Consider the following 22,481-nt stretch of genomic DNA (forward strand, 5'->3'; position numbering starts at 1 on the left):
TTTTTTTGTATCAGGCAAACACGAAATATTTGCGCACGGTTTCCACCACTTCCCAGGTGCCTTTCATCCCCGGTTCAACGACGAAAATGTCACCCGCGCGCAGGTGGATCGGCGCCATGCCTTCCGGGGTGATGATGCAGTAGCCTTCCTGGAAATGGCAGTACTCCCACTTCACGTATTCCACGTACCACTTTCCGGGCGTGCAGATCCAGGTGCCCATGATCTTGCTGCCGTCTTCACTGGAGTAGGCGTTGAGGTTGACGGTGTGCGGGTCGCCTTCGAGCTTTTCCCATTTGCAGGCGTCGAGCACGGGCAGCGGGTGGGTGTCGCGAAGAACGGTAATCGGTGCGGTCATGATGACTCCGGGCAGTGGGCTCAAGAACTGAAGTCGCACCCTATAGCGCATGTCCGTGGGTCAGTTGTCTGTGCTCGACACTGAACTGCTCAGAAACGCACAGCCCTCAAAGACGGGTCAACGGGCAGTCGAGCCTGGATTGTTCGAGACTGTTTTCGAACTCGACCAATTGCGCGTGCTGTTGCGACAGCGCCGCTATCCGTTCGGCGATTTCCCTTTTTTTGCTGGCGATGACCTGATGGGCCCGTTCCCATGGCAACTGCGGGCCCTGATGTCCGGCGAAGGCTGACTGCAATTCCTTGAGTCTGAAACCCAGCTGCTGGGCACATTTGATGAAGATCAGCAGATCGACGCTGTGCTGGTCATAGATGCGGTACTTGCCCTGGCGTCGGGCGGCAGGCAACAGGCCAATCGACTCGTAGTGACGGATGCTTTTGACAGTGGTTCCGGAACGTTTCGCGGCTTGGCCGATGTACATGGGAAGGTCCTTTTCTCCGAGGATAAAGCTCGGCGCATTATCGACCGACTCAAGCGCTGGCGATAGCTTCGGCCTGGCGTAACCAGGCCGTATGCCGGTCTGCGCTGGCGCCGAGAATGGGTCCGAAGGTGAGGGTGCGGGTTGGCTTGATGCCACAGAATTCCAGTGTGGTTTTACGCACCTGATGCAAACCGGGCATGCGGTAGATCCAGCGGTAGTACCAGGGCGGCGTGTCCATGGTCACCAGCAGGTGGGCGGTTCGGCCGTGCAGGAGTTTGTCGGGGAAGGCTTTGCCCTGGCGATACTTGAAGGCAAACCCCGGCAAAAACACCCGGTCGAAAAAGCCCTTGAGCAAGGCCGGTACGCCGCCCCACCAGATCGGATAAACCAGCGTCAGCTGTTCGGCCCACAGGATGTCGGCCTGGGCGTTACGCAAGTCGGCCTCCAGCGGCTGGACCTGCTGGTAGCCTTCGCGCAGCACCGGGTCAAAATCCAGGGTGCCGAGAAACAACTGCCGCACCTCATGCCCGGCGCGCACGGCCGACTGCGAGTAACGCTCGGCAAGGGCGGCGCAGAAGCTGTTGCTGGACGGATGCCCGAGGATCACCAGTATTCGTTTACCCATCATCGCTGTCCTCGAAGATCAAACCTCAAGGATAAAGTCTGCCCCTCAGGGGAGAGTCAAGGCGTGCAGCAGGGCCTTGGCATAGCCGGGCAATGCGGCGAAGTCCCGTGCACAGAGCAACAGTTTGCGTTGGCCCCAGGGCTCCTGCAGGGCGAGGCTTTTGAAGGGCAGACCGCCTGACCCGCGCTCGACTGCGGCCAACGGCACTATCGCCAGGCCCGCGCCACGGGCGACCATGCGCATCACGCCATCGAAGCCATCGGCGCGGATGCGAATCTGCATGCGCAGGCCGGCGTGCAGCGCCTGTTCTTCGAGATACACCGCCAGCGCGCTGTTGGCATTCAGGCCGACGTAGTCGTGATGCAGCGTGTCGGTGAAGCTCACCGAGGTTGCCTGTGCCAGGGAGTGATCGCGAGGCATGATCAGCACCAGCGGATCATCGCGGAACGCTCGGGTCTGCAAGTCATCGGTGTCCACCGCGTCGGAAACGATGCCCAGGTCCGCCGCGCCCTGGCGCAAGGCGTGGGTGATGCGGGCGCTGGGCAGTTCCTGCAGGTCGATGTCGAGGTTGGGATGGTTGTGCAGGAAGTCCGCGAGCAACTCCGGCAGGTACTCGGTGATCGCCGTGGTATTGCACAGCAGCCGCACCTGGCCTTTGACGCCCTTGGCGTATTCGGCCAGTTCCTGTTGCAGGCGTTCGGCCTGTTGCAGCAGAACCCGGGCGTGCCGGGCGAGGGCATCGCCGGCCGGCGTCGGGCTGACCCCGCGACGGTTACGCTGAAGAAACTCGACGCCCAAAGATGCCTCCATGGCGCGAATCCGTGCGCTGGCCGCTGCGAGTGACAGATGACTGCGTGCGGCGCCGGCGGTGATGTTGCCGGTGTCGAGGATGTTCAGGTACAGGCGCAGGTCGGTCAGGTCGAAGTGCATTGTCATTCCCGGTTTATTTGCTGTCTGGACTGGCTCCTTCGCGAGCAAGCCCGCTCCCACAGTGGATCGCGGTACCTGTGGGAGCGGGCTTGCCCGCGAAGAGGCCAGTTGTCGCAGCGAAACAATCAGCCTCTGTCAAAGCAAGAGGCAACCTCAGTATATGGCAGATTTTCAATCAACCCCCGCGGGCCCACCATAGCCCCATGAACACACTCTCGGCGTTTTACCAGAATCTCGGATTGGCCTTGTCACTGCTGGTGATCGGCACCTTTGTGCTGGCCGGCATGATCAAGGGCGTGATCGGCCTCGGCTTGCCAACGGTTGCCATGGGACTGCTGGGTCTGGCTATGGCGCCGTCGCAGGCAGCCGCTCTATTGATCATTCCGGCAACGCTCACCAACGTCTGGCAACTGGCATTCGGCGGGCATTTGTCCGGGCTGGTCAAACGACTGTGGCCGATGTTGCTGGCGATTTTCATCGGCACCGGGGCAGGCACGCTGTGGATCGGCATGAGCGGTGGCCATTGGGTGGTGCGAGGGTTGGGCGCTGCGTTGTTGCTGTATGCACTGAGCGGATTGTGCCTGCCGACCTTGCGCGTAGGACCCCACCGTGAACGCTGGCTCGGTCCGCTGTGTGGCCTGCTGACCGGCGTCATCACTTCGGCCACCGGCGTGTTCGTGATTCCGGCGGTGCCCTACCTGCAAGCGCTGGTTTTGAGCCGGGACGAACTGGTGCAGGCGCTGGGCCTGTCCTTCACCGTCTCGACCCTGGCCCTGGCCGGTGGCTTGCTATGGCGCGGCGCGCTCGGCGGGGGCGAGTTGAGCGCGTCGCTGCTGGCGCTGATCCCGGCCATGCTCGGCATGTGGCTGGGGCAATCGCTGCGCCAGCGGATCAGCGCCCTGTGGTTCAAGCGCGTGTTTTTCGTTGGCCTGGGTGTGCTCGGCGGCCATTTGCTGATCAGCGGCTAGCGGACGACGGGCTGATCATGTCGATGGCGCGGATGTCGAAGTCCCGTTCCAGGTATTCATCGCGCTGCTCGAGGAACTTCTTCATGTGCGGCAGGTTCGAGTGCACGTCCAGATGGGCCTGGGACTGCCAGATCTCGTAGAAGATGAACAGGGTCGGGTCCTGTTTGTCGCGCAGCATGTGGTATTCGATGCAGCCGGGTTCGGCGCGGCTTGCTTGCACGTAGCCGCTGAAAAACGCTTCGAAGGCGTCGGATTTTTCCGGACGGGTCTTGGCGTGCAGGATGAAGCCCTGGATTTCACTCATCTACATCTCTCCTCAGGTCAGAATGGGTGCCAGTCTAAGGCAACAATTAGCTGTGGATTCGTGCTTGTAGGTCAAATGAATTTTGCCAAAACGACGCTTATTCCGCGCGAGGCCGATCGGTACTCTGCCGCCATCGATTTCCCGACCCTTCCCGAGACCTTCCATGAAAAAAGTCCTGTTGCTCAACGGCGCCAAACAATTTGCGCACTCTGACGGCCGCTACAACACCACCCTGCATGAAGCCGCATTGAGCGTGCTGGATCGCGGTGGTGTGGATATCAAAACCACCTTCATCGACGAGGGCTACGACGTCGCCGAAGAAGTGGCCAAGTTTCTCTGGGCCGATGTGATCATTTACCAGATGCCCGGCTGGTGGATGGGCGCGCCGTGGACCGTGAAGAAGTACATCGATGAAGTCTTCACCGAAGGTCATGGCAGCCTCTACGCCAGCGACGGCCGCACCCGTTCCGACGCCTCGCAGAAGTACGGTAGCGGCGGCCTGATCCACGGCAAGCAGTACATGCTGTCGCTGACCTGGAACGCCCCCCAGCAAGCCTTCGACGACCCGACCGATTTCTTCGAAGCCAAAGGTGTGGACGCGGTCTACTTCCCGTTCCACAAGGCCAACGAGTTCCTTGGCATGACCGGTCTGCCGACTTTCCTCTGTGTGGACGTGATGAAGCGCCCGAACATCGAAGGCGATGTGGCGCGTTATGAGCAGCATTTGATTGAGGTGTTTGGCCTGTCGGCGTAACCGTTTCGGGCTACTATCGATTGTTTGAGTCAGGCACAGTTTCTGTGGCGAAGGAGCTTTTGTGGCGAGGGGGCTTGCCCCCGTTCGGCGGCGAAGCCGTCGTAAAGTCAGTTGACGCGCGACTTCCTGAACCACCGCGTTAGTGGGTTGTGGGTCCGCTTCGCGGACCAACGGGGGCAAGCCCCCTCGCCACAATGGTTCCTCACAACTCAAAAGAAGCGGCGCAGGACTATCGATAAGGGACACACGTGAAAGCCAGATCCGATGAATTGCAGATATTCGTCTGCGTGATTGAATGCGGGTCGATTTCTGCGGCGGCCGAGCAAGTCGGGCAAACGCCTTCGGCGGTCAGCCGTACGCTGTCGCGGCTGGAGGCCAAGCTCGACACCACCTTGATCAATCGCACCACGCGACGCATGGACCTGACCGAGGAGGGCAAGTACTTCTTCGAGCACGCCAAGCGCATTCTCGATCAGATGGACGAGCTCGAAGAGCGCCTGTCCTCACGCCAGCAAACACCGTCCGGGCGCCTGCGGATCAACGCGGCATCCCCCTTCATGCTGCACGCCATCGTGCCCTACATCGATGAATTCCGCAGGCTCTACCCGGACATCCAGCTCGAACTCAACAGCAATGACTTGATCATCGACCTGCTGGAGCAGAGCACCGACATCGCCATTCGCATCGGCACCCTGACCGACTCGACACTGCATGCCCGCTCCCTCGGTTGCAGCCCGCTGCACATCGTCGCCAGCCCGGCCTACCTGGAAAAGCACGGCACACCGCAGGCCGTGGCTGACCTGGCCAACCATACGCTACTGGGGTTCACCCAGAACGAAGGCCTCAACCAATGGCCGCTGCGTTATGTGCATGGCGATCGCTGGCCGATCCAGGCCTCGATCAGCGCCTCCAGCGGCGAGACCATCCGCCATCTGGCACTGGACGGGCAGGGCATCGCCAGCCTGTCGCATTTCATGACCATCGAAGACATTCGTGCCGGACGCTTGAAAGTGTTGCTGGCCGAATTCAACAGCGGCTACCGCCAGCCGATCAATGCGGTGTACTACCGTAACTCGCAGCTGGCCTTGCGGATTCAATGCTTCCTGGATTTTATCCAGGGCAAATTGGCGGATTACGCGAGCGCGGATTTCAAAGGCTGATTCGTGACCCCTACGCAAAAGTGAATTGGGTCAGAGGGCATTTTTCGGCGGTGATCGCTACCGGATACTCCTTGCATCACTTATCCACGCAGGGAGTTTCTCCATGAACGTATTCGTTACCGGCGCTGCCGGATTTATCGGCGGTTCCATCGCCACGGGCCTGGTCCAGGCCGGCCACGCTGTCACCGGTCTGGTGCGCAGCGCCGAACAGGCCGATGAGCTGCGTGCACTGGGCATTTCTGCGGTGGTGGGCAGTCTGGACGACCGCGACCTGTTGACCGATCAGGCACTCGCTGCCGATGCAGTGATCAACGCGGCCAGCAGCGATCATCGTGGCGCAGTGGAAGCCTTGCTCGATGCCTTGCGCGGTTCTGGCAAGGTGTTCCTGCACACCAGCGGCTCGAGCATTGTCGGTGATGCCTCGGGCGGCCAATCCAGTGATGTCATCTACTTCGAAGACGACCTGCCGGAACCGACCGTCGACAAGGCGGCGCGCGTGGCCATCGATAACCTGATCCTGGCGGCAGCCATGGAAGGTGTGAACTCGGCAGTGATCTGCAACACCTTGATCTACGGCCACAGCCTGGGCGTCCATCGCGACAGCGTGCAGCTGCCGCGCTTGCTCAAACAGGCGCGCAAAAGTGGCGTGGTGCGCCATGTCGGCACGGGCCGCAACATCTGGTCCAACGTGCATATCGAAGACGTGGTTGCGCTGTACCTGCTGGCGCTGACCAAAAATGTACCGGGCACGTTCTACTTCGTTGAAAGCGGTGAAGCGTCGTTCATCGACATGACCACGGCGATGGCCCGGGCGCTGAACCTGGGCGAGCCGCAGGACTGGCCGCTCAAGGATGCCGAAGCCGAGTGGGGCTACGAAATGGCCAACTATGGTCTGGGTTCCAACAGTCGGGTGCGCGGCAAGCATGCGCGGGAACTGTTGGGCTGGGTGCCGAAGCGCACTTCGGTGGTGGAGTGGATTCGCGACGAGATGGTGTGAGTTCGCTTTAGACCGCGTCATCGTTCTTCGCGGGCAAGCCACGCTCCCACAGGTTTTGTGTTGTTCGCCCATTTTGTGAACGACACAAAACCTGTGGGAGCGGGCTTGCCCGCGATGGCATTTTCGATGACACAGATGATGGCCGGTCGGCCCTCGATTCCGTAACATCCGCACACTCTTTTTCGTCTCTCCCTGTGTGCGGTCCCCCCATGAAAGCAAAACGTCTACGCGCCGATGTCCTGGCCGGGCTTACCACGTCCTTCGCCCTGTTGCCCGAGTGCATCGCTTTCGCCCTGGTGGCCCATCTCAATCCGCTGATGGGGCTCTATGGCGCATTCATCATCTGCACCCTGACCGCGCTGTTCGGCGGGCGACCGGGCATGGTGTCCGGCGCGGCCGGCTCGATGGCCGTGGTGATCGTCGCGCTGGTGGTGCAACACGGCGTGCAGTACTTGCTGGCCACGGTGTTGCTGGGCGGGCTGATCATGATGGCGTTCGGGCTGCTCAAGCTCGGCAAGCTGGTGCGCATGGTGCCGCACCCGGTGATGCTCGGCTTCGTCAACGGCCTGGCGATCATCATTGCCCTGGCGCAACTGGAGCATTTCAAGGACGGTGAGGTCTGGCTGAGCGGCACGCCGCTGTACATGATGCTCGGCCTGGTCGCGGTGACCATGGCCGTTGTCTACGTGCTGCCGCGCCTGACCCGCACCGTGCCGCCGGCGCTGGTAGCGATTCTCGGCGTGGGCCTGGCGGTGTATCTGCTTGGCTTGCCAACCCGCACCCTGGGCGACATGGCGCACATTGCCGGTGGCCTGCCGACGCTGGCGCTGCCGGACATTGCGTGGAACCTGGACACCCTGCGCATCATCGCGCCCTACGCGATCCTGATGGCGCTGGTTGGGTTGCTGGAAACCCTGTTGACCCTCAACCTCACCGACGAAATCACCGAGAGCCGTGGCTACCCGGACCGCGAGTGCGTGGCGCTGGGGGCGGCGAATGTGGTGTCCGGTGCATTCGGCGGAATGGGCGGTTGCGCCATGATCGGCCAGACCGTGATCAACCTCAGTTCCGGCGGCCGCGGGCGCTTGTCCGGGGTGGTAGCCGGGGTGTCGATCCTGCTGTTCATCCTGTTTCTGTCGCCGCTGATCGAGCGCATTCCATTGGCCGCGCTGGTCGGGGTGATGTTCGTGGTGTCGCAACAGACCTTCGCCTGGGCCTCGTTGCGGGTGCTGAACAAGGTGCCGCTCAACGACGTGCTGGTGATCATCGCGGTGACAGTGATTACCGTGTTCACCGACCTGGCCACCGCGGTGCTCTGCGGCATCATCATTGCGGCGCTGAACTTTGCCTGGCAGCAGGCCCGCCAGCTGTATGCCGACAGTCATCTGGAGAACGACGGCAGCAAGCTGTACCGGGTGCATGGCACGCTGTTCTTCGCCTCGACCACACCCTTTCTCAATCAGTTCGATCCGGCCAACGACCCGGCGCAAGTGACCCTGGATTGCCAGCACCTGAGCTTCGTCGACTACTCGGCCATCGCCGCGCTAGGCACCTTGCGCGAGCGCTACGCCAAGGCCGGCAAGCACTTGCGAGTGCTGCACTTGTCCGAGCGCTGCAAGAAACTGCTCAAGCGTGCCCGGATGCAGCACGACTGAGGTCAGATCATTCGATCTTTCCCACGCTGAGCGGGGAAAGATCGGCCTGTCGGAGATGAAAATTCATACAGCCGACTTTCATAATTCGCGACACGCCATGCCTCTGCGCGACACGCCTTACCTCTGCACGAAAATTACTTTCACCTCGTTTGAAAATCGCCTGCCGAAATGTTTTAAGAGTTTCACAAATATTTCGACGTGACCCTCTCGAGGAGTACCGCATGACCCTGTCCTTCGGCTATTGGCTGCTGGTGTATGCCGCCGTTGCCATCATCGCGCTGATTGTTCTGATCGCCCGTTACCGGCTCAATCCGTTCATTGTCATCACCCTGATTTCCCTTGGCCTGGCGCTGGTCGCCGGGATGCCTCCGTCCGGCGTGGTGGGGGCGTACGAGGCCGGTGTCGGCAAAACCCTGGGGCACATCGCACTGGTGGTGGCGCTGGGCACCATGCTCGGCAAGATGATGGCCGAGTCCGGCGGCGCCGAGCAGGTGGCGCGGACCTTGATCGACCGCTTTGGCGAGAGGAACGCGCATTGGGCGATGGTGACCATCGCGTTTCTGGTCGGGCTGCCGCTGTTCTTCGAAGTCGGTTTCGTCTTGCTGGTGCCGATTGCCTTTACCGTGGCGCGGCGCGTGGGCGTGTCGATCCTGATGGTCGGCTTGCCGATGGTCGCCGGACTCTCGGTGGTGCATGCGCTGGTGCCGCCACATCCGGCGGCGATGCTGGCAGTGCAGGTGTATCAGGCGTCGGTGGGGCAGACGTTGATGTACGCGATCCTGATCGGCATTCCGACCGCGATCATCGCCGGTCCCCTGTACGCCAAATTCATCGTGCCGCGCATTCAATTGCCGGCGGAAAACCCGCTGGAGCGCCAGTTCCTCGAGCGTGAACCGCGCGACAGCCTGCCGGGTTTCGGCATCACCATGGCGACCATCCTGTTGCCGGTGGTACTGATGCTGATCGGCGGCTGGGCCAATCTGATTTCCACGCCGGGCAGTGGTTTTAACCAGTTCCTGCTGTTCATCGGCAACTCGGTGATCGCGCTGTTGCTGGCCACCTTGCTGAGCTTCTGGACCCTCGGCCTGGCCCAGGGCTTCAACCGCGAATCGATCCTCAAGTTCACCAACGAATGCCTGGCGCCGACCGCGAGCATCACCCTGCTGGTGGGCGCCGGCGGTGGCCTGAACCGGATTCTGGTGGACGCCGGCGTCACCGATCAAATTGTCGGCCTGGCCCACGAGTTTCACCTGTCGCCGCTGTTGATGGGCTGGCTGTTTGCTGCGCTGATGCGCATCGCCACCGGTTCTGCCACTGTGGCCATGACCACCGCTTCAGGCGTGGTCGCGCCAGTGGCCATTGGTCTGGGTTATCCCCATCCGGAGCTGCTGGTGCTGGCGACGGGCGCCGGGTCGGTTATCTTTTCCCACGTTAACGACGGCGGTTTCTGGTTGATCAAGGAATACTTCAACATGACCGTTGCCCAAACCTTCAAGACCTGGACCGTGCTCGAGACGTTGATCTCGATCATTGCCTTCGGACTGACCGTTGGCCTTTCCTACCTGATTTAGCCGGAGCCACTTGCATGGACATCCTCTACCAGATCCGCGCCCGCCAGGATTCCTTCAGCGCCGGTGAAGGACGCATCGCCCGCCTGATGCTCGACGACGTAGGCTTCGCCGCCTCCGCCAGCCTCGATGAACTGGCTCTGCGGGCAGAGGTCAGCAGCGCCACGCTGTCGCGTTTCGCCCGTACGGTCGGCTGCAAGGATCTGCGTGATTTGCGTTTGCAGCTGGCCCAGGCCAGCGGTGTCGGCAGCCGGTTTCTCGACCCGGCGGGCACCCCCGAGCAGTCGGCGTTCTACGGGCAGATTGTCGGTGACATCGAATCAACCTTGCGCCAGCACCTGGCGGCATTCGATGAGTCGCGTTTCGCCGATGCGGTAAAACTGCTGGGCAAGGCGCGGATGATTCACGCCTTCGGCATGGGCGGCTGCTCGACCCTGTGCAGCGATGAACTGCAAGTGCGCCTGGTGCGCCTGGGCTATCCGATCACGGCGTGCCACGATGCGGTGATGATGCGCGTCACCGCCGCCAGCCTCAGCGCCGAACAGGTGGTGATTGTCTGCTCGCTGACCGGGATCACCCCGGAACTGATTGAAACGGTGGAGCTGGCGCGCAACTACGGCGCGCGCATTCTGGCCATCACTCGCGGCGATTCGCCGCTGGCGCAACTGGCCGACATCGTCCTGCCGCTGCAAAGCGCCGAAACCTCGTTCATCTACAAACCCACGGCGGCGCGCTACGGCATGCTGCTGGCCATCGATGTGCTCGCCACCGAGCTGGCCCTGGCCAACCCTGAAGACAATCAAGAACGTCTGCGGCGGATCAAACTCGCCCTCGACGAATACCGCGGCGGCGACGATCACTTGCCGCTGGGAGACTGACATGCAGTACGACACGCTGATTCGCAACGCCCTGATCATCGACGGCAGCAACAGCCCCGGTTACCCCGCCGACGTGGCGATTCTGAACGGACGCATCGAGCGTATCGGCGACTTGCGCGATGCCCGCGCCAACGAAGAAATCGACGCACAGGGCCATGTGCTGGCGCCGGGTTTCATCGACGTGCACACCCACGACGACACCGTGGTCATTCGCCAGCCGCAGATGCTGCCCAAGCTCAGCCAGGGCGTGACCACGGTGATCGTCGGCAACTGTGGAATCAGTGCTTCACCGGTGAGTTTGCGCGGTGATCCACCGGACCCGATGAACCTGCTCGGCACGGCCGCTGCATTCGTTTATCCGACCTTCCGCGACTATCGGGCGGCGGTCGAAGCGGCGAACACCACGCTGAACGTCGCCGCTTTGGTGGGTCATACCGCGTTGCGCAGCAACCACCTCGACGACCTGTTCCGCACTGCCACGGCTGATGAAATCAGCGCGATGCGCGAGCAACTGCGCGAGAGCCTTGAGGCCGGTGCGCTGGGCCTGTCCACCGGCCTTGCCTATGCCAGCGCCTTCTCGGCGTCGACCGATGAAGTGATGCAACTGACCGAAGAGTTGACCGCGTTCGGTGCGGTCTACACCACCCATTTGCGCAGTGAATTCGAGCCGGTGCTGGAGGCCATGGACGAGGCGTTCCGGATCGGTCGCCATGCGCAAAGCCCGGTGATCATTTCTCACCTCAAATGTGCCGGTGCCGGTAACTGGGGGCGCAGTCCACAGTTGCTGGCGTCCCTGGAAGAAGCAGCGAAATCGCACCCCGTGGGCTGCGATTGCTATCCCTATGCCGCGAGCTCATCGACCCTTGACCTCAAGCAGGTGACCGATGCCCACCGCATCACCATCACCTGGTCGACGCCGCACCCGGAGATGGGCGGCCGCGACCTGATGGACATCGCCGCCGAATGGAACCTGTCGTTGCTCGATGCCGCCCGCCAACTGCAACCGGCCGGTGCGGTGTACTACGGCATGGATGAGGCGGATGTGCGCCGGATCCTCGCGCATCCGCTGTCGATGGTCGGCTCCGACGGCTTGCCGGAAGACCCGTTCCCACACCCACGCCTGTGGGGCGCATTCCCCAGGGTGCTCGGACATTTCAGCCGTGACGTAGGACTGTTCCCGCTGCACACCGCCGTGCACAAGATGACCGGGCTGTCGGCGGCGCGTTTCGGTTTGAAGGAACGCGGTGAAATCCGCGAAGGCCATTGGGCCGACCTGGTGTTGTTCGATCCGGCGACCATCCGGGATGTGGCTGATTTCAACGATCCACAGCGGGCGGCACAAGGCATCGAGGGCGTATGGGTCAACGGTGTGTTGAGTTACCGCGATGGCCAGGCCAACGGGCGCAGGGAAGGGCGGTTTTTGGCGCGGCAAGGGGATTTGCGTGACGGGTTTCATTGATTGAGGCGGGGCGAAATCGCTCCCCGTAGGAGCTGCCGAAGGCTGCGATCTTTTGATCTGCATTACATAGTGGCAATGTGCAATTAAAGAATCCCCCCACCCAGCCGAATTGCTGACATCAAGCCCGGCCATCATTGCGGTTCGGCGGTTACGTATTTTGTAGGAGCGAGCTTGCTCGCGATGGACAAAAGAGCGCCGCGTTTATCCAGTAGAGACGCGTCATCGTTAACGACCATCGCGAGCAAGCTCGCTCCTACAGGTCTTTCATTGTCTGGGAGCAATCCGATGAGCTTCGGCAAAACCACTCCGGTCCTGCGTATTTTCGACGAAGCCAAGGCAGTGGAGTTCTACGTCGACTTCCTCGGTTTCAAGATCGACTGGCAACATCGACTTGAAGCGGATTTCCCGCTGTACCTGCAAATCTCCCGTGGCGATTGTGTGCTGCATTTGTCCGAACACCATGGCGACAGCACGCCGGGTTCTGCACTGCGGATCGAGACGGATGAGCTGGAGCAATTTCAACAGCAACTGTTGGCCAGGGAATACAGGTTTTCCCATCCACAGATTCAGGCCATGCCCTGGGGCAGCCAGGACATGACCATCGCCGACCCGTTCGGCAATCGGCTGGTGTTCACCAACGCGATCAGTCTCTGAGCCTACAACCCCTGAGCCTTCAGCCTTCGTTCGGCACCCGGTGGGTTTGGCGAAACTCGCCGGGCGGCATCCCGCGCCGGCTTTTGAACGTGCGGTGAAACGAGCGGGGTTCGGTGAAGCCCAGGTATTGGGCGATGTCCTGAATCGGCAAGGCGCTGTTGAGCAGGTAATGCTCGGCCAGTTCCTGGCGCAGGTCATCGAGGATCTGCTGGTACGACGTACCGGCCTGATGCAGCTGGCGTTGCAGCGTGCGCACGGACACGGCGAGATGCTCGGCCACCTGCTCCTTGCGTGGCAGGCCCTCCTTGAGCAGCTGGCGCAGGATGCTTTTGACCCGCTGTTCCAGCGACGCGTCCTCCAGTGTGGCCATCAACCCCTGGGCATGTTCTTCCAGGGTGCGCAGCAATTGCGCATCGGCCTGGCGCAAGGGCAACTGCAAATACGGCAACGGCACAATCAGCGCCGAATAAGGCTGGTCGAACAGTACCGGGCAGTCGAAGAACTGCTCGTACTGTGCCAGTGTCGTGTCGGCCGGGCAGGCATGTTCCAGCCAGACGGCGGCCGGCGACATTTGCGTGTCGGCGATCCAGCGCGCGTATTGCAGCCAGGAGCCGAGCACGTTTTCCACCAGGTGCCGGCGAATTCGCGGGCGTTGATGGCGGCAGGTCCAGATCAGGTGCACGTCGCTGCCTTGCACCTCGGCGCGGCTGACGCCCATGTCTCCCACCAGTTTCTCGAACGGCATGATGCGGCTCATCGCATCGCCCAGTGTCGCGCAGTTCATGGTGATGTAACCCAGCACGCTCCAGGAGTTGGGCAACACAAAGCGCGCGGCGTTGAGACCGAACAACGGATCGCCCGAGTGTTCGCAGAAATAATCGAGCAGCCGTTCATGGGCTTCACCGGGCAACCGCAGGCTATTGTCGCTCAACTGCTGTGCCTGCAACCCGGCAGCCGCCAACGCAGGCTCGATGGCCATGCCCAGTTGTTCGGCATGACGCAGGTATTTGAGCAGCGGCGGAACGGAAGTGAAGCCCAGGGATTGCATGATCGTCTTCCTTTGATCAAGGCCCGCGTGCGCGGATGAATGCCCTGAAAGGTAATTTGAAACCACGGCTAAAGTAAATGGCTGACGCCTGCGCGACGTTTGACTCAATTGGCTACTCGAACTGGCCCGATGCGACCGTGACACTTTCCGGCGGCTGACTAGTATGGGGGCCTGAAATATCACTGATAAGAACCGCAAAAGGACACACGCATGCGACGCTGGAACGGCTGGGGAGATGCAACCACGGTGGTCGAGCTGCCGGCCCAGGGCGCGAGTTTTCTCGCCCGGCGGGTAGGTGACGGGCGAACGCTGCCGGATGCGACGCTTGAGACGGCATTGACCCGCGTGCCCCCGTCGCGGTTGCAGCAACACTTCCTGTACAGCGTGGATGCCCATGATCGTTTGCTGCATGCTCGCGGCCAGAGCCTGCCGGACTGGCTGGCGTTGCGTGAGGGCGAGCTGGGTAATTATCCCGACGCCGTGGCCTATCCCACGAGCGCTGAACAGATTCGCCGTTTACTGCTGCTCGCCCATGAACAGGACCTGTGCCTGATTCCCTATGGCGGCGGCACCTCGGTGGCCGGTCACATCAACCCGCCGAGTTCCGTGCGGCCGGTGGTGACGGTTTCCCTGGCCCGCATGAGTCGCCTGCTGGACCTCGACGAAGAGAGCCTGCTGGCCACCTTCGGCCCCGGCACCAGTGGACCGCAGGTGGAAAGTCAATTGCGCGCCCGTGGTTATACCCTGGGGCACTTCCCGCAATCGTGGGAGCTGTCGACCCTGGGCGGTTGGGTCGCCAGCCGTTCCAGTGGCCAGCAGTCATTGCGTTATGGGCGAATCGAGCAACTGTTCGCCGGCGGGACCCTGGAAACCTTTGCCGGACCTTTGGACATTCCCTCCTTTCCGGCCTCGGCGGCCGGCCCCGATCTGCGCGAAGTGGTGTTGGGCTGTGAGGGCCGTTTCGGGATCATTTCCGAGGTGAAGGTACGGGTCAGCGCACTGCCCGCCGATGAACGTTTCTACGGGGTGTTCCTGCCCGATTGGCCCAAGGCGCTGCAAGCCATCCGCCAGCTGGCCCAGGCGCGGGTGCCGCTGTCGATGCTGCGCCTGTCCAACGCGGTGGAAACCGAAACCCAGTTGGCGCTGGCCGGTCACCCGCAGCAGATCGCCTGGCTGGAAAAGTACCTGACCCTGCGCGGCGCCGGTGAGGGCAAATGCCTGCTGACGTTCGGCGTGACCGGCAACCGTCGGCAAAATGCGCTGTCCCTGCGTCAGGCCCGGCAGCACCTCAAGGCGTTCGGCGGGGTATTTACCGGCACCTTGCTCGGCAAGAAGTGGGCGCAGAACCGCTTCCGCTTTCCCTACCTGCGCGAGAACCTGTGGAACGCCGGTTACGTGGTCGACACCCTGGAAACGGCCACCGACTGGAGCAACGTCGATAACCTGCTCACTCTCATCGAGAGCAGCCTGCGTGACGCCCTGGCGGCGCAGGGCGAACGGGTCCATGTGTTCACCCACCTGTCCCACGTCTATGGCGAAGGATCGAGCATCTACACCACTTATGTGTTTCGCCCGGCGGCGGATTACCCCGCCACCCTGGCGCGCTGGCAGGCACTCAAGCAGGCGGCCAGCCAGACCATCGTCGACAACCACGGCACCATCAGTCACCAGCATGGCGTGGGCAAGGACCACGCGCCGTACCTGCTGCGCGAGAAGGGCGCGCTGGCGATGGACACCCTGCAGGCATTGAGTCGGCACTTCGATCCGGCCGGGCGACTGAACCCTGGCACGCTGTTGCAGGAGTGACGGCCATGAGCCTGGACTGGAACGCGGCGTGGCGTCAGCAGGTGCTGCCGACGCTGGCGGCTGAAACCTGGGACCTGATCGTCATCGGCGGCGGCATCAGCGGCGCCGGCATCCTGCGCGAAGCCGCGCGCCGAGGGTGGCGTTGCCTGCTGCTGGAGCAGCGCGATTTCGCCTGGGGCACCTCCAGCCGCTCTTCGAAAATGGTCCATGGCGGCTTGCGTTACATTGCCAAAGGCCAGTGGCGCCTGACCCGCGATTCGGTGCGTGAACGCCAGAGGCTGCTGGACGAAGCGCCGGGGCTGGTCGAGCCGATGAGTTTCATGATGCCGCATTACCGTGGCGGTTTTCCCGGACCGCGGGTGCTGGGTGGATTGCTGTCCATTTATGACGCGTTGGCCGGGCGGCGCAGCCATCGCTTTCATGACGCGCAGCAACTGCGGTATCTGGCACCCGGGGTGAAGGACCATGACCTGCTGGGCGGCACCTGTTTTGTCGATGCGCTGACCGATGATGCCCGCCTGGTGATGCGCGTTCTGGGCGAGGCCCGGGCCGACGGCGCCGTGGTGCTCAACGGCGTGCGCGTGCAGCAATTGCTGCGTGAGGAGGGGCGCGTTTGCGGGGTTCAGGTCGAAGACTGCGAGGGAGGCGGATCACTGACACTGCGTTGTGGGGTGTTGGCCGTGGCCACCGGCGCGTGGGCCGAGCGCTTGCGCCTGCCCGATGCGCCTCGCCAGTTGCGCCCGTTGCGTGGCAGTCATCTGTTGTTGCCGGGCTGGCGCTTGCCCGTGGCGCAAGCCTTCACCTTCCTGCACGAGCGTGACCGTCGACCGGTGTTCGTTTTCCCTTGGGAGGGTGCCACGGTGGTCGGCACCACGGACCTCGATCATCGCGAGGATCTGGATCAAAGCGCGAGTATCAGCGCTGAGGAACTCGACTATCTGCTGGCGGCGTGCACTCAACAATTTCCCGGCGCTGAAGTGGTTGCAGCCGATGTGCTGTCGACCTGGTCGGGCGTGCGCCCGGTGGTGGGCAGCGTGGCGGGTGAGCTCAAGCCGTCGAGTGAAACCCGTGAGCATGTGCTGTGGCAGGAACCGGGTTGCGTGACCCTGGCCGGCGGCAAGCTGACCACTTTTCGCCCGCAGGCGATCGAAGTGCTCAGGGCCTGCGCGAGCATGCTCGAGCGGCCCTTCAATGATGACGCCGCGCCGGTGTTTGCCGTCGTGCCGCCGCTGGCGATACCGGGGCTCAGCGCCAGCCAGTGGCGGCGCCTGGCCGGGCGGCATGGCCGTGACCTGCCGAGGCTGGCGCAACTGATCGCCAGATTGGGCCATGAAACGGTAGGCAGCACGGACACCTTGTGGGCAGAACTGGCCGTTGCCTGCGAGGCGGAAATGGTTCTGCATCTCGATGACCTGCTGCTGCGCCGCACCCGCCTGGGCCTGCTGCTGCCGCGCGGCGGCGAGGATTGTTTCGCGGCCATTCGCCAACTCTGCCAGCCACGACTGGGCTGGGACGATGAGCGTTGGCAGCAGGAGATACAGCGTTATCGGGCGTTGTGGCAACGCCATCACGGATTGCCGGATGCCACGCATTGATGCCCATTGAAGAGAGCTCCATGGATAACCACCCGAACAAGCGTTACCTGTTGACCATCGACAATGGCACCCAGAGCGTGCGCGCACTGCTCTTCGACCTGCAAGGCAATCTGCTGGGCAAAGGCAAGGTCGAGTTGCAGGCCTATTACTCGGCACAACCGGGGTGGGCCGAGCAGGACCCGGAGTATTACTGGGAGAAACTGGGTGAAGCCTGCCAGCAGGTGTGGCAGCAAACCGGGATCGATCGCTCGCAGATTGCCGGTGTGTCCCTGACCACCCAACGCGGCACGGTGATCAACGTCGATGCCCAGGGCAAGCCTTTGCGCCCGGCCATTTTGTGGCTCGATCAGCGTCAGAGCGAAGTCGAAGGCGGTATCAAGGGACCGTGGGGCTGGTTGTTCAAACTGGTCGGCGCGCAAGCCACGGTGGACTACTTCCGCGCCCAGGCCGAGGCCAACTGGATCGCCCGCCACCAGCCTGAAGTGTGGGCGGCGACCGACAAGTTCCTGCTGCTCTCGGGGTTTCTCACCCATCGTCTTTGTGGGCGCTTTGTCGATTCCGTGGGCTGTTGCGTCGGTTACTTGCCCTTCGACTTCAAACGCCTGAAATGGGCCGCACCCAGCGACTGGAAATGGCAGGCGCTGGCGGTGCGGCCCGAGCAACTGCCGAGCCTGCACAAGCCCGGTGAAACCCTCGGCTACATCAGTGCCGAGGCCAGCCGCCACACCGGCATTCCCGAGGGGCTGCCGCTGATTGCCGCGGGTGCCGACAAGGCCTGCGAAGTCGTGGGTTCCGGCGTCGTCGACGCCGGCACCGTATGCCTGTCCTACGGCACCACGGCGACGATCACCAGCACCCGCTCGCGCTACCTGGAAATCGTCCCGTTGATTCCGCCTTACCCCTCGGCGGTGCCGGATCAATTCAACTGCGAGGTGATGATCTATCGCGGCTACTGGATGGTCAGCTGGTTCAAGAACGAGTTCGGCCTGCGGGAAATGCAGCAGGCCAAGGCCCAGGGCGTGGAGCCCGAGCAGCTCTTCGATGCGCTGGTCGAGGCCGTGCCGCCGGGCTCCATGGGGTTGATGCTGCAACCCTACTGGTCGCCCGGCATCCGCGAGCCGGGTGTGGAAGCCAAGGGCGCGATGATCGGCTTCGGCGACGTGCATACCCGCGCGCACATTTACCGGGCGATCCTCGAAGGCCTGGCGTATGCCTTGCGCCAGGGCATGGAGAAGATCGAGAAACGTTCGGGGGTCTGCGTCACGCGCTTGCGCGTCGCCGGTGGTGGCTCCCAGAGTGATGCCGCGATGCAACTCACGGCGAACATTTTCGGCCTGCCGGCCGAGCGTCCGCATGTCTACGAAGCGTCCGGCCTGGGCGCGGCCATTTGCTGCGCGGTGGGGCTGGGACTGCACGCGGATTTCCCCACGGCGATGGCCGCCATGACGCGGGTCGGTGCGGTCTTCCTGCCGCAACCCGAGGCGCAGCAGGTCTATGAGCGACTGTACAAAGAGGTCTACCTGCGCATGTATCGACAGCTCAAGCCGTTGTACCAGAGCATCCGCAAAATCACCGGTTACCCCGCCTGAAAGAACACCGAAGATCCCCTGTGGGAGCGGGCTTGCTCGCGAAGGCGATGTGTCAGTGACATCAATGGCGACTGACACTCCGCCTTCGCGAGCAAGCCCGCTCCCACAGGGGGCGGTGGTGTTTTTTGCGTCGTGCATGTGGCGCTATCGGAGAACTTTTCTGGTGAGATTGGACAGTGTCAGGGGCAGGGGCGGTTGTTAGGCTCAACCCTCACTGCACATCCAATAAGAACCAGGCAATGAAGCTGACATTCCTCCTGTTGCTGCTTTGTGGAACGGCGCCGATGGCGTGGGGCTGGTCCAACCATACGGTGGGCAGCTACCTGGCGTTGCAGGATCTGCCGGCCTTGCGCGACGCACCGCAGGTCGACGTCGAGCCTTTGGAACAGTTTCTCTCGCAACAATACGAGGCCGTGAGCGCGTTGCTCGACGAGCAGGAGCGCTTCGCCCGCGAGCACTTCCCCCAGTACCCGCCGCGCCCCGACAACCTGCGATTGCCTGCCATGCCTGGGGACAATCTGCGCCACGACTTCCTCACTGCACTGCGCATCAATCCCGGGATTCATCTGGCGATGGTCATCCAGCCGATGCCGGGCAAGGATCAACCCGAGCGTGAACACCTCAAGGCCGAGCAGGTCATGGTCGAGCAGACCCTTTCGCCGTGGAATCGCCAGCGCTTCATCGTTGTAGCTGACCACGAACAAGTCGCGCCCCTGGCCGTGTTGGCCAGCGCCGCCGATGAGCCTGACTACGGCCACGACATCAACCTGTTCAGCGACAACCCCGGCGACGTCGGTGCGCTGTACGGCTTCGGCCCGCAGCCCTTTGGTGACGCGCGGTTTCAGTACAGCTCCCAGGCACCGTTCCACATGGGGTTCTTCCATGAGAGCCCGGTGGTGTACGCCGCTGCGGGATTTCTCGAACATAGTTGGCCCGACTGGCGCGCCTATCAATACATGGGATTGGCGCGACTGGCCTTTGCCACCGGCCATCCTTATTGGGGGTATCGCTTTCTCGGCTGGGGCCTGCACCACATTCAGGACCTGACCCAGCCTTATCACGCCAAGCCACTGCCCGGTGTCGACCTCGCCAGTCTTCTTCTGCTGGAAGGCAAGGCACTGGCCGGTTTCGCGGCCGACAAGCAGGCGTCCATCGAACGCGTTGCGACCCGGCACATGGAAGTGGAGAAGTATCAGTCGAGCTGGCTGCGTCGTCTGCTGCGCACGGGCCAGCCCCATCCGATGCTCGACGCCTATGCCGATTCTGCCCAGGACGCCCGTTACCCGCCGTACTCGGTGGACTACCTGCGCGAAGTGGTGAGTGCCGAGTCCGTCGACGCGTCCGCAGCGTTCGATGAAGCCATCGGCCAATGGCTGGACACAGCACCGATCACCGGCGATTTCAGCCGCGGTAATCAGCTGCAGCGCGAAGACTTCGACCATCCGGCACTCAACCGACAGCTGTTCAAACTGCTGGGACATTTTGGCGCGCACAGCCGGATTTATGCCGGTGCGGGATTGGCGCCCCAGTCATCGCAGTAACGCACACAAAAACAATAAATCCAGGGAAAGAGGAACAGATCATGAGCACTCGATTTCGCCTGTCTGGCGCGGCGCTTCCCGGCGTGGGCCTGGCAGGGCTGCTGCAACTGTGTGCGGTCGACGGTGTGCAGGCAGAGGAGTTCAGCGTGCTGGACAACCAGGTCACCGGTTCATTCGACAGTACCTTGTCTTATGGCCGCTTGTGGCGGGTCCAGGGCCGGGACAAGAACAACGACGACGTCAACACCAACGACGGCAATCGCAACTTCGACACGGGGCTGGTTTCCGAGGTGTACAAGATCACCTCGGAGCTCGAGGCCAACTATCAGAACTACGGGATGTTCGTGCGCGGTACCGCGTTCTACGACACCCAACTGATGGACAAGCGCAACGATTACTACGACAACAACAACCCGTCGCAACCCAGTCAGAGTTACCCGCAGGACGACCATTTCACCAGCCAGACCCGCGATATCGCCGGCAGCCGGGTGGAGTTGCTCGACGCCTACCTCTATGGCAATTGGGACGTGGCGCAGATGCCAGTCACCGCACGTATCGGGCGCCAGGTGTTCAACTGGGGCGAGGGGATTTTCTACCGTGGCGGGATCAACACCACCAACCCGGTGGATGCGGCCAAGTACCGTTTGCCCGGTGCCGAAGTCAAGGAAGTGCTGGTCCCGGTGGAAGCGCTCAGCTTCAACATCGGCCTGACCGACAGCCTGACCATGGAAAGCTTTTACCAGACCAACTGGAAGGAAACCCGCATCGACCCGGTCGGCACGTTCTACTCGCAGACGGACCTGTTCGCCGACGGTGGCAACACCGCCTACAACAACTTTAGCGGTACCGCGCTGGACACTCCGGTGCCAGGCTTCGGCAACGTGATCGATCTGTACAGCGCGCTGGGCAACAACCCGCTGCTCAACCAGGCCCTGAGCACCACCGGCCTGTATGCCAACGGGGTCACCCCGACCTTTGGCAACACCGTCAAGGTGGCCACGGTCGGCAAGGATTTCAACGCGCGCAACGACGGCCAGTTCGGTTTCGCTTTTCGCTACATCGCAGAAGCGCTCAACAGCACCGAGTTCGGGTTGTACATGGTCAACTACCACGCCAAGGAGCCGACCATTTCCGCCGATCTGGGCGGGTACCAGGGCATCGACATGAATGCCCTGACCAACCTGTTGGCCGGTGTCGCCGGCAGCCAGGCGGGGCAGTTGGCCAACGGCCTGGCGACCGTGGATGTGCTGGGCAATATTCAGGCGCACCGGCGCTACGCCGAAGACATCCGCATGTACGGTTTCAGTTTCAACACCACCCTGGGCCAGGCGTCGGTGTTCGGTGAAGTGGCGTATCGGCCGAACCTGCCCATCGGGATCGCCGCCACCAACGACCTGATCGGCGACCTGGCCAACGGCGCCGCCGCAGCGGCAGGCGGCCAGACCATCAACATCGGCGGGCAGCAGGTCACGCTCGACAGCCAGATCAATAACGCCGAGCGGGTGGAAGCGTTCAACACGTCCCTGGGCACCATTTACAACTTTGGTCCGAGCCTGTCATTCGACTCGATGTTCGGCGTATTCGAGCTGGCGTCCGAGCACCTGCGCGGCAGCAACCTGCAATACACCGCTTATGACGGCAGTAACCGTTACTACGCGGGCACCGGCAACTTTTCCTATGTGTCCGGTGGCGAGCGCGACGACCAGGTCAACCGCAACTCCTACAGCTACACCGCGATGCTCAACGGCACCTGGAACGACGTGTATGCCGGGGTCAACGTCTCGCCTTATGTCGTCTACAAGGATGACTTCGAGGGCAACAGCTATCAGGCGGGCAACGTCATCGAGGGCCGCAAGGCCTACACCCTGGGGATCAAGGCCAACTACCAGAACAGGCTGGAGGCCGAGCTGCAGTACACCGAGTTCTATGGCGGCGGGCAGGACAACGGCCTGCGTGACCGCGACAACATCGGCTTCAACCTCAAGTACTTCCTTTGATTGCTACACGCAGACCCTGTGTGGGAGCGGGCTTGCTCGCGAAGAGGGCGGCACATCCCACACACCTGTCGCCTGACACACCGCTTTCGCGAGCAAGCCCGCTCCCACAGGTTTTTGTAT

At 62.3% G+C, this 22,481-nt stretch carries 20 protein-coding genes; 14 read left to right on the forward strand and 6 right to left on the reverse strand.

All coding sequences use genetic code 11. The annotated features are described in order from the left end of the window. Positions 1–10 precede the first annotated feature (10 nt). From KW846_RS10780 to KW846_RS10795, 4 genes are all read right to left on the reverse strand, one after another. Positions 11–355, reverse strand: coding sequence for a cupin domain-containing protein (locus KW846_RS10780; protein WP_218482220.1), 345 nt, complete (start codon positions 353–355; stop codon positions 11–13). Between the two features lie 106 nt (positions 356–461). Continuing rightward, positions 462–833 (reverse strand): MerR family transcriptional regulator, encoded by a 372-nt coding sequence (locus KW846_RS10785; protein ID WP_218482221.1) that lies wholly within the window; start codon positions 831–833, stop codon positions 462–464. Between the two features lie 49 nt (positions 834–882). Beyond that, on the reverse strand, positions 883–1,461 hold the full coding sequence (locus tag KW846_RS10790; RefSeq protein ID WP_218482222.1) for an NAD(P)H-dependent oxidoreductase: 579 nt from the start codon (positions 1,459–1,461) through the stop codon (positions 883–885). 42 nt (positions 1,462–1,503) lie between these two features. Beyond that, positions 1,504–2,388, reverse strand: coding sequence for a LysR family transcriptional regulator (locus KW846_RS10795; protein ID WP_218482223.1), 885 nt, complete (start codon positions 2,386–2,388; stop codon positions 1,504–1,506). A 203-nt stretch (positions 2,389–2,591) separates the two neighbouring features. Here KW846_RS10795 and KW846_RS10800 point away from each other — a divergent pair, with 203 nt between their 5' ends. Beyond that, positions 2,592–3,356: a sulfite exporter TauE/SafE family protein gene (locus KW846_RS10800; protein WP_218482224.1), complete on the forward strand. Its 765-nt coding sequence runs from the start codon at positions 2,592–2,594 to the stop codon at positions 3,354–3,356. Here the strand turns inward: KW846_RS10800 and KW846_RS10805 are convergent. After that, positions 3,346–3,660 (reverse strand): putative quinol monooxygenase, encoded by a 315-nt coding sequence (locus KW846_RS10805; RefSeq protein WP_218482225.1) that lies wholly within the window; start codon positions 3,658–3,660, stop codon positions 3,346–3,348. The genes KW846_RS10800 and KW846_RS10805 overlap by 11 nt on opposite strands. A gap of 163 nt (positions 3,661–3,823) precedes the next feature. On the opposite strand from KW846_RS10805, the gene KW846_RS10810 reads away from it, so the two are divergent. The 8 genes from KW846_RS10810 (at position 3,824) to KW846_RS10845 (ending at position 12,785) form a co-directional block, all read left to right on the forward strand. After that, positions 3,824–4,414: an NAD(P)H-dependent oxidoreductase gene (locus KW846_RS10810; RefSeq protein WP_218482226.1), complete on the forward strand. Its 591-nt coding sequence runs from the start codon at positions 3,824–3,826 to the stop codon at positions 4,412–4,414. A 248-nt stretch (positions 4,415–4,662) separates the two neighbouring features. Continuing rightward, positions 4,663–5,574: a LysR family transcriptional regulator gene (locus tag KW846_RS10815; protein ID WP_104450845.1), complete on the forward strand. Its 912-nt coding sequence runs from the start codon at positions 4,663–4,665 to the stop codon at positions 5,572–5,574. Positions 5,575–5,677: 103 nt separating this feature from the next. Continuing rightward, a complete protein-coding gene (locus KW846_RS10820) occupies positions 5,678–6,571 on the forward strand; it encodes an NAD-dependent epimerase/dehydratase family protein (RefSeq protein WP_218482227.1) in 894 nt (297 codons plus the stop codon). 209 nt (positions 6,572–6,780) lie between these two features. Further along, entirely contained in the window at positions 6,781–8,226 is a 1,446-nt protein-coding gene (locus KW846_RS10825) for a SulP family inorganic anion transporter (RefSeq protein ID WP_218482228.1), read from the forward strand. A gap of 221 nt (positions 8,227–8,447) precedes the next feature. Beyond that, positions 8,448–9,797, forward strand: a complete 1,350-nt coding sequence (locus KW846_RS10830; RefSeq protein ID WP_218482229.1) for a gluconate:H+ symporter — start codon at positions 8,448–8,450, stop codon at positions 9,795–9,797. A 14-nt stretch (positions 9,798–9,811) separates the two neighbouring features. After that, entirely contained in the window at positions 9,812–10,672 is an 861-nt protein-coding gene (locus tag KW846_RS10835) for a MurR/RpiR family transcriptional regulator (RefSeq protein ID WP_007973204.1), read from the forward strand. A gap of 1 nt (position 10,673) precedes the next feature. After that, a complete protein-coding gene (locus KW846_RS10840; RefSeq protein WP_102698906.1) occupies positions 10,674–12,131 on the forward strand; it encodes an amidohydrolase family protein in 1,458 nt (485 codons plus the stop codon). Positions 12,132–12,416: 285 nt separating this feature from the next. After that, on the forward strand, positions 12,417–12,785 hold the full coding sequence (locus KW846_RS10845) for a glyoxalase superfamily protein (protein ID WP_104450850.1): 369 nt from the start codon (positions 12,417–12,419) through the stop codon (positions 12,783–12,785). Positions 12,786–12,804: 19 nt separating this feature from the next. On the opposite strand, the gene KW846_RS10850 is transcribed toward KW846_RS10845, so the two are convergent. Next, positions 12,805–13,833 (reverse strand): AraC family transcriptional regulator, encoded by a 1,029-nt coding sequence (locus tag KW846_RS10850; protein WP_007973200.1) that lies wholly within the window; start codon positions 13,831–13,833, stop codon positions 12,805–12,807. A gap of 210 nt (positions 13,834–14,043) precedes the next feature. Here KW846_RS10850 and KW846_RS10855 point away from each other — a divergent pair, with 210 nt between their 5' ends. The 5 genes from KW846_RS10855 to KW846_RS10875 all read left to right on the forward strand — a co-directional run bounded on the left by KW846_RS10855 (position 14,044) and on the right by KW846_RS10875 (position 22,361). Next, entirely contained in the window at positions 14,044–15,639 is a 1,596-nt protein-coding gene (locus KW846_RS10855; protein WP_218482230.1) for an FAD-binding oxidoreductase, read from the forward strand. A 5-nt stretch (positions 15,640–15,644) separates the two neighbouring features. Continuing rightward, on the forward strand, positions 15,645–17,234 hold the full coding sequence (locus KW846_RS10860; protein ID WP_218482231.1) for a glycerol-3-phosphate dehydrogenase/oxidase: 1,590 nt from the start codon (positions 15,645–15,647) through the stop codon (positions 17,232–17,234). 20 nt (positions 17,235–17,254) lie between these two features. After that, positions 17,255–18,823, forward strand: a complete 1,569-nt coding sequence (locus KW846_RS10865) for an FGGY-family carbohydrate kinase (protein WP_218482232.1) — start codon at positions 17,255–17,257, stop codon at positions 18,821–18,823. A gap of 239 nt (positions 18,824–19,062) precedes the next feature. Next, a complete protein-coding gene (locus KW846_RS10870) occupies positions 19,063–20,364 on the forward strand; it encodes a phospholipase (protein WP_218482233.1) in 1,302 nt (433 codons plus the stop codon). A gap of 41 nt (positions 20,365–20,405) precedes the next feature. Then, the gene (locus tag KW846_RS10875) at positions 20,406–22,361 is read left to right on the forward strand and encodes a DUF1302 domain-containing protein (RefSeq protein WP_218482234.1); all 1,956 of its coding nucleotides are present in this window, start codon (positions 20,406–20,408) and stop codon (positions 22,359–22,361) included. Positions 22,362–22,481: the final 120 nt, after the last annotated feature.

The organism is Pseudomonas sp. PDM32 (assembly GCF_019219225.1).
GTDB lineage: Bacteria > Pseudomonadota > Gammaproteobacteria > Pseudomonadales > Pseudomonadaceae > Aquipseudomonas > Aquipseudomonas laurylsulfatiphila.

Bases quoted from the DNA above. Each gene is read 5' to 3' on its own strand.
- KW846_RS10780 (WP_218482220.1), bottom strand. From the start codon at position 355: ATGACCGCACCGATTACCGTTCTTCGCGACACCCACCCGCTGCCCGTG.
- KW846_RS10785 (WP_218482221.1), bottom strand. From the start codon at position 833: ATGTACATCGGCCAAGCCGCGAAACGTTCCGGAACCACTGTCAAAAGC.
- KW846_RS10790 (WP_218482222.1), bottom strand. From the start codon at position 1,461: ATGATGGGTAAACGAATACTGGTGATCCTCGGGCATCCGTCCAGCAAC.
- KW846_RS10795 (WP_218482223.1), bottom strand. From the start codon at position 2,388: ATGCACTTCGACCTGACCGACCTGCGCCTGTACCTGAACATCCTCGAC.
- KW846_RS10800 (WP_218482224.1), top strand. From the start codon at position 2,592: ATGAACACACTCTCGGCGTTTTACCAGAATCTCGGATTGGCCTTGTCA.
- KW846_RS10805 (WP_218482225.1), bottom strand. From the start codon at position 3,660: ATGAGTGAAATCCAGGGCTTCATCCTGCACGCCAAGACCCGTCCGGAA.
- KW846_RS10810 (WP_218482226.1), top strand. From the start codon at position 3,824: ATGAAAAAAGTCCTGTTGCTCAACGGCGCCAAACAATTTGCGCACTCT.
- KW846_RS10820 (WP_218482227.1), top strand. From the start codon at position 5,678: ATGAACGTATTCGTTACCGGCGCTGCCGGATTTATCGGCGGTTCCATC.
- KW846_RS10825 (WP_218482228.1), top strand. From the start codon at position 6,781: ATGAAAGCAAAACGTCTACGCGCCGATGTCCTGGCCGGGCTTACCACG.
- KW846_RS10830 (WP_218482229.1), top strand. From the start codon at position 8,448: ATGACCCTGTCCTTCGGCTATTGGCTGCTGGTGTATGCCGCCGTTGCC.
- KW846_RS10835 (WP_007973204.1), top strand. From the start codon at position 9,812: ATGGACATCCTCTACCAGATCCGCGCCCGCCAGGATTCCTTCAGCGCC.
- KW846_RS10840 (WP_102698906.1), top strand. From the start codon at position 10,674: ATGCAGTACGACACGCTGATTCGCAACGCCCTGATCATCGACGGCAGC.
- KW846_RS10845 (WP_104450850.1), top strand. From the start codon at position 12,417: ATGAGCTTCGGCAAAACCACTCCGGTCCTGCGTATTTTCGACGAAGCC.
- KW846_RS10850 (WP_007973200.1), bottom strand. From the start codon at position 13,833: ATGCAATCCCTGGGCTTCACTTCCGTTCCGCCGCTGCTCAAATACCTG.
- KW846_RS10855 (WP_218482230.1), top strand. From the start codon at position 14,044: ATGCGACGCTGGAACGGCTGGGGAGATGCAACCACGGTGGTCGAGCTG.
- KW846_RS10860 (WP_218482231.1), top strand. From the start codon at position 15,645: ATGAGCCTGGACTGGAACGCGGCGTGGCGTCAGCAGGTGCTGCCGACG.
- KW846_RS10865 (WP_218482232.1), top strand. From the start codon at position 17,255: ATGGATAACCACCCGAACAAGCGTTACCTGTTGACCATCGACAATGGC.
- KW846_RS10870 (WP_218482233.1), top strand. From the start codon at position 19,063: ATGAAGCTGACATTCCTCCTGTTGCTGCTTTGTGGAACGGCGCCGATG.
- KW846_RS10875 (WP_218482234.1), top strand. From the start codon at position 20,406: ATGAGCACTCGATTTCGCCTGTCTGGCGCGGCGCTTCCCGGCGTGGGC.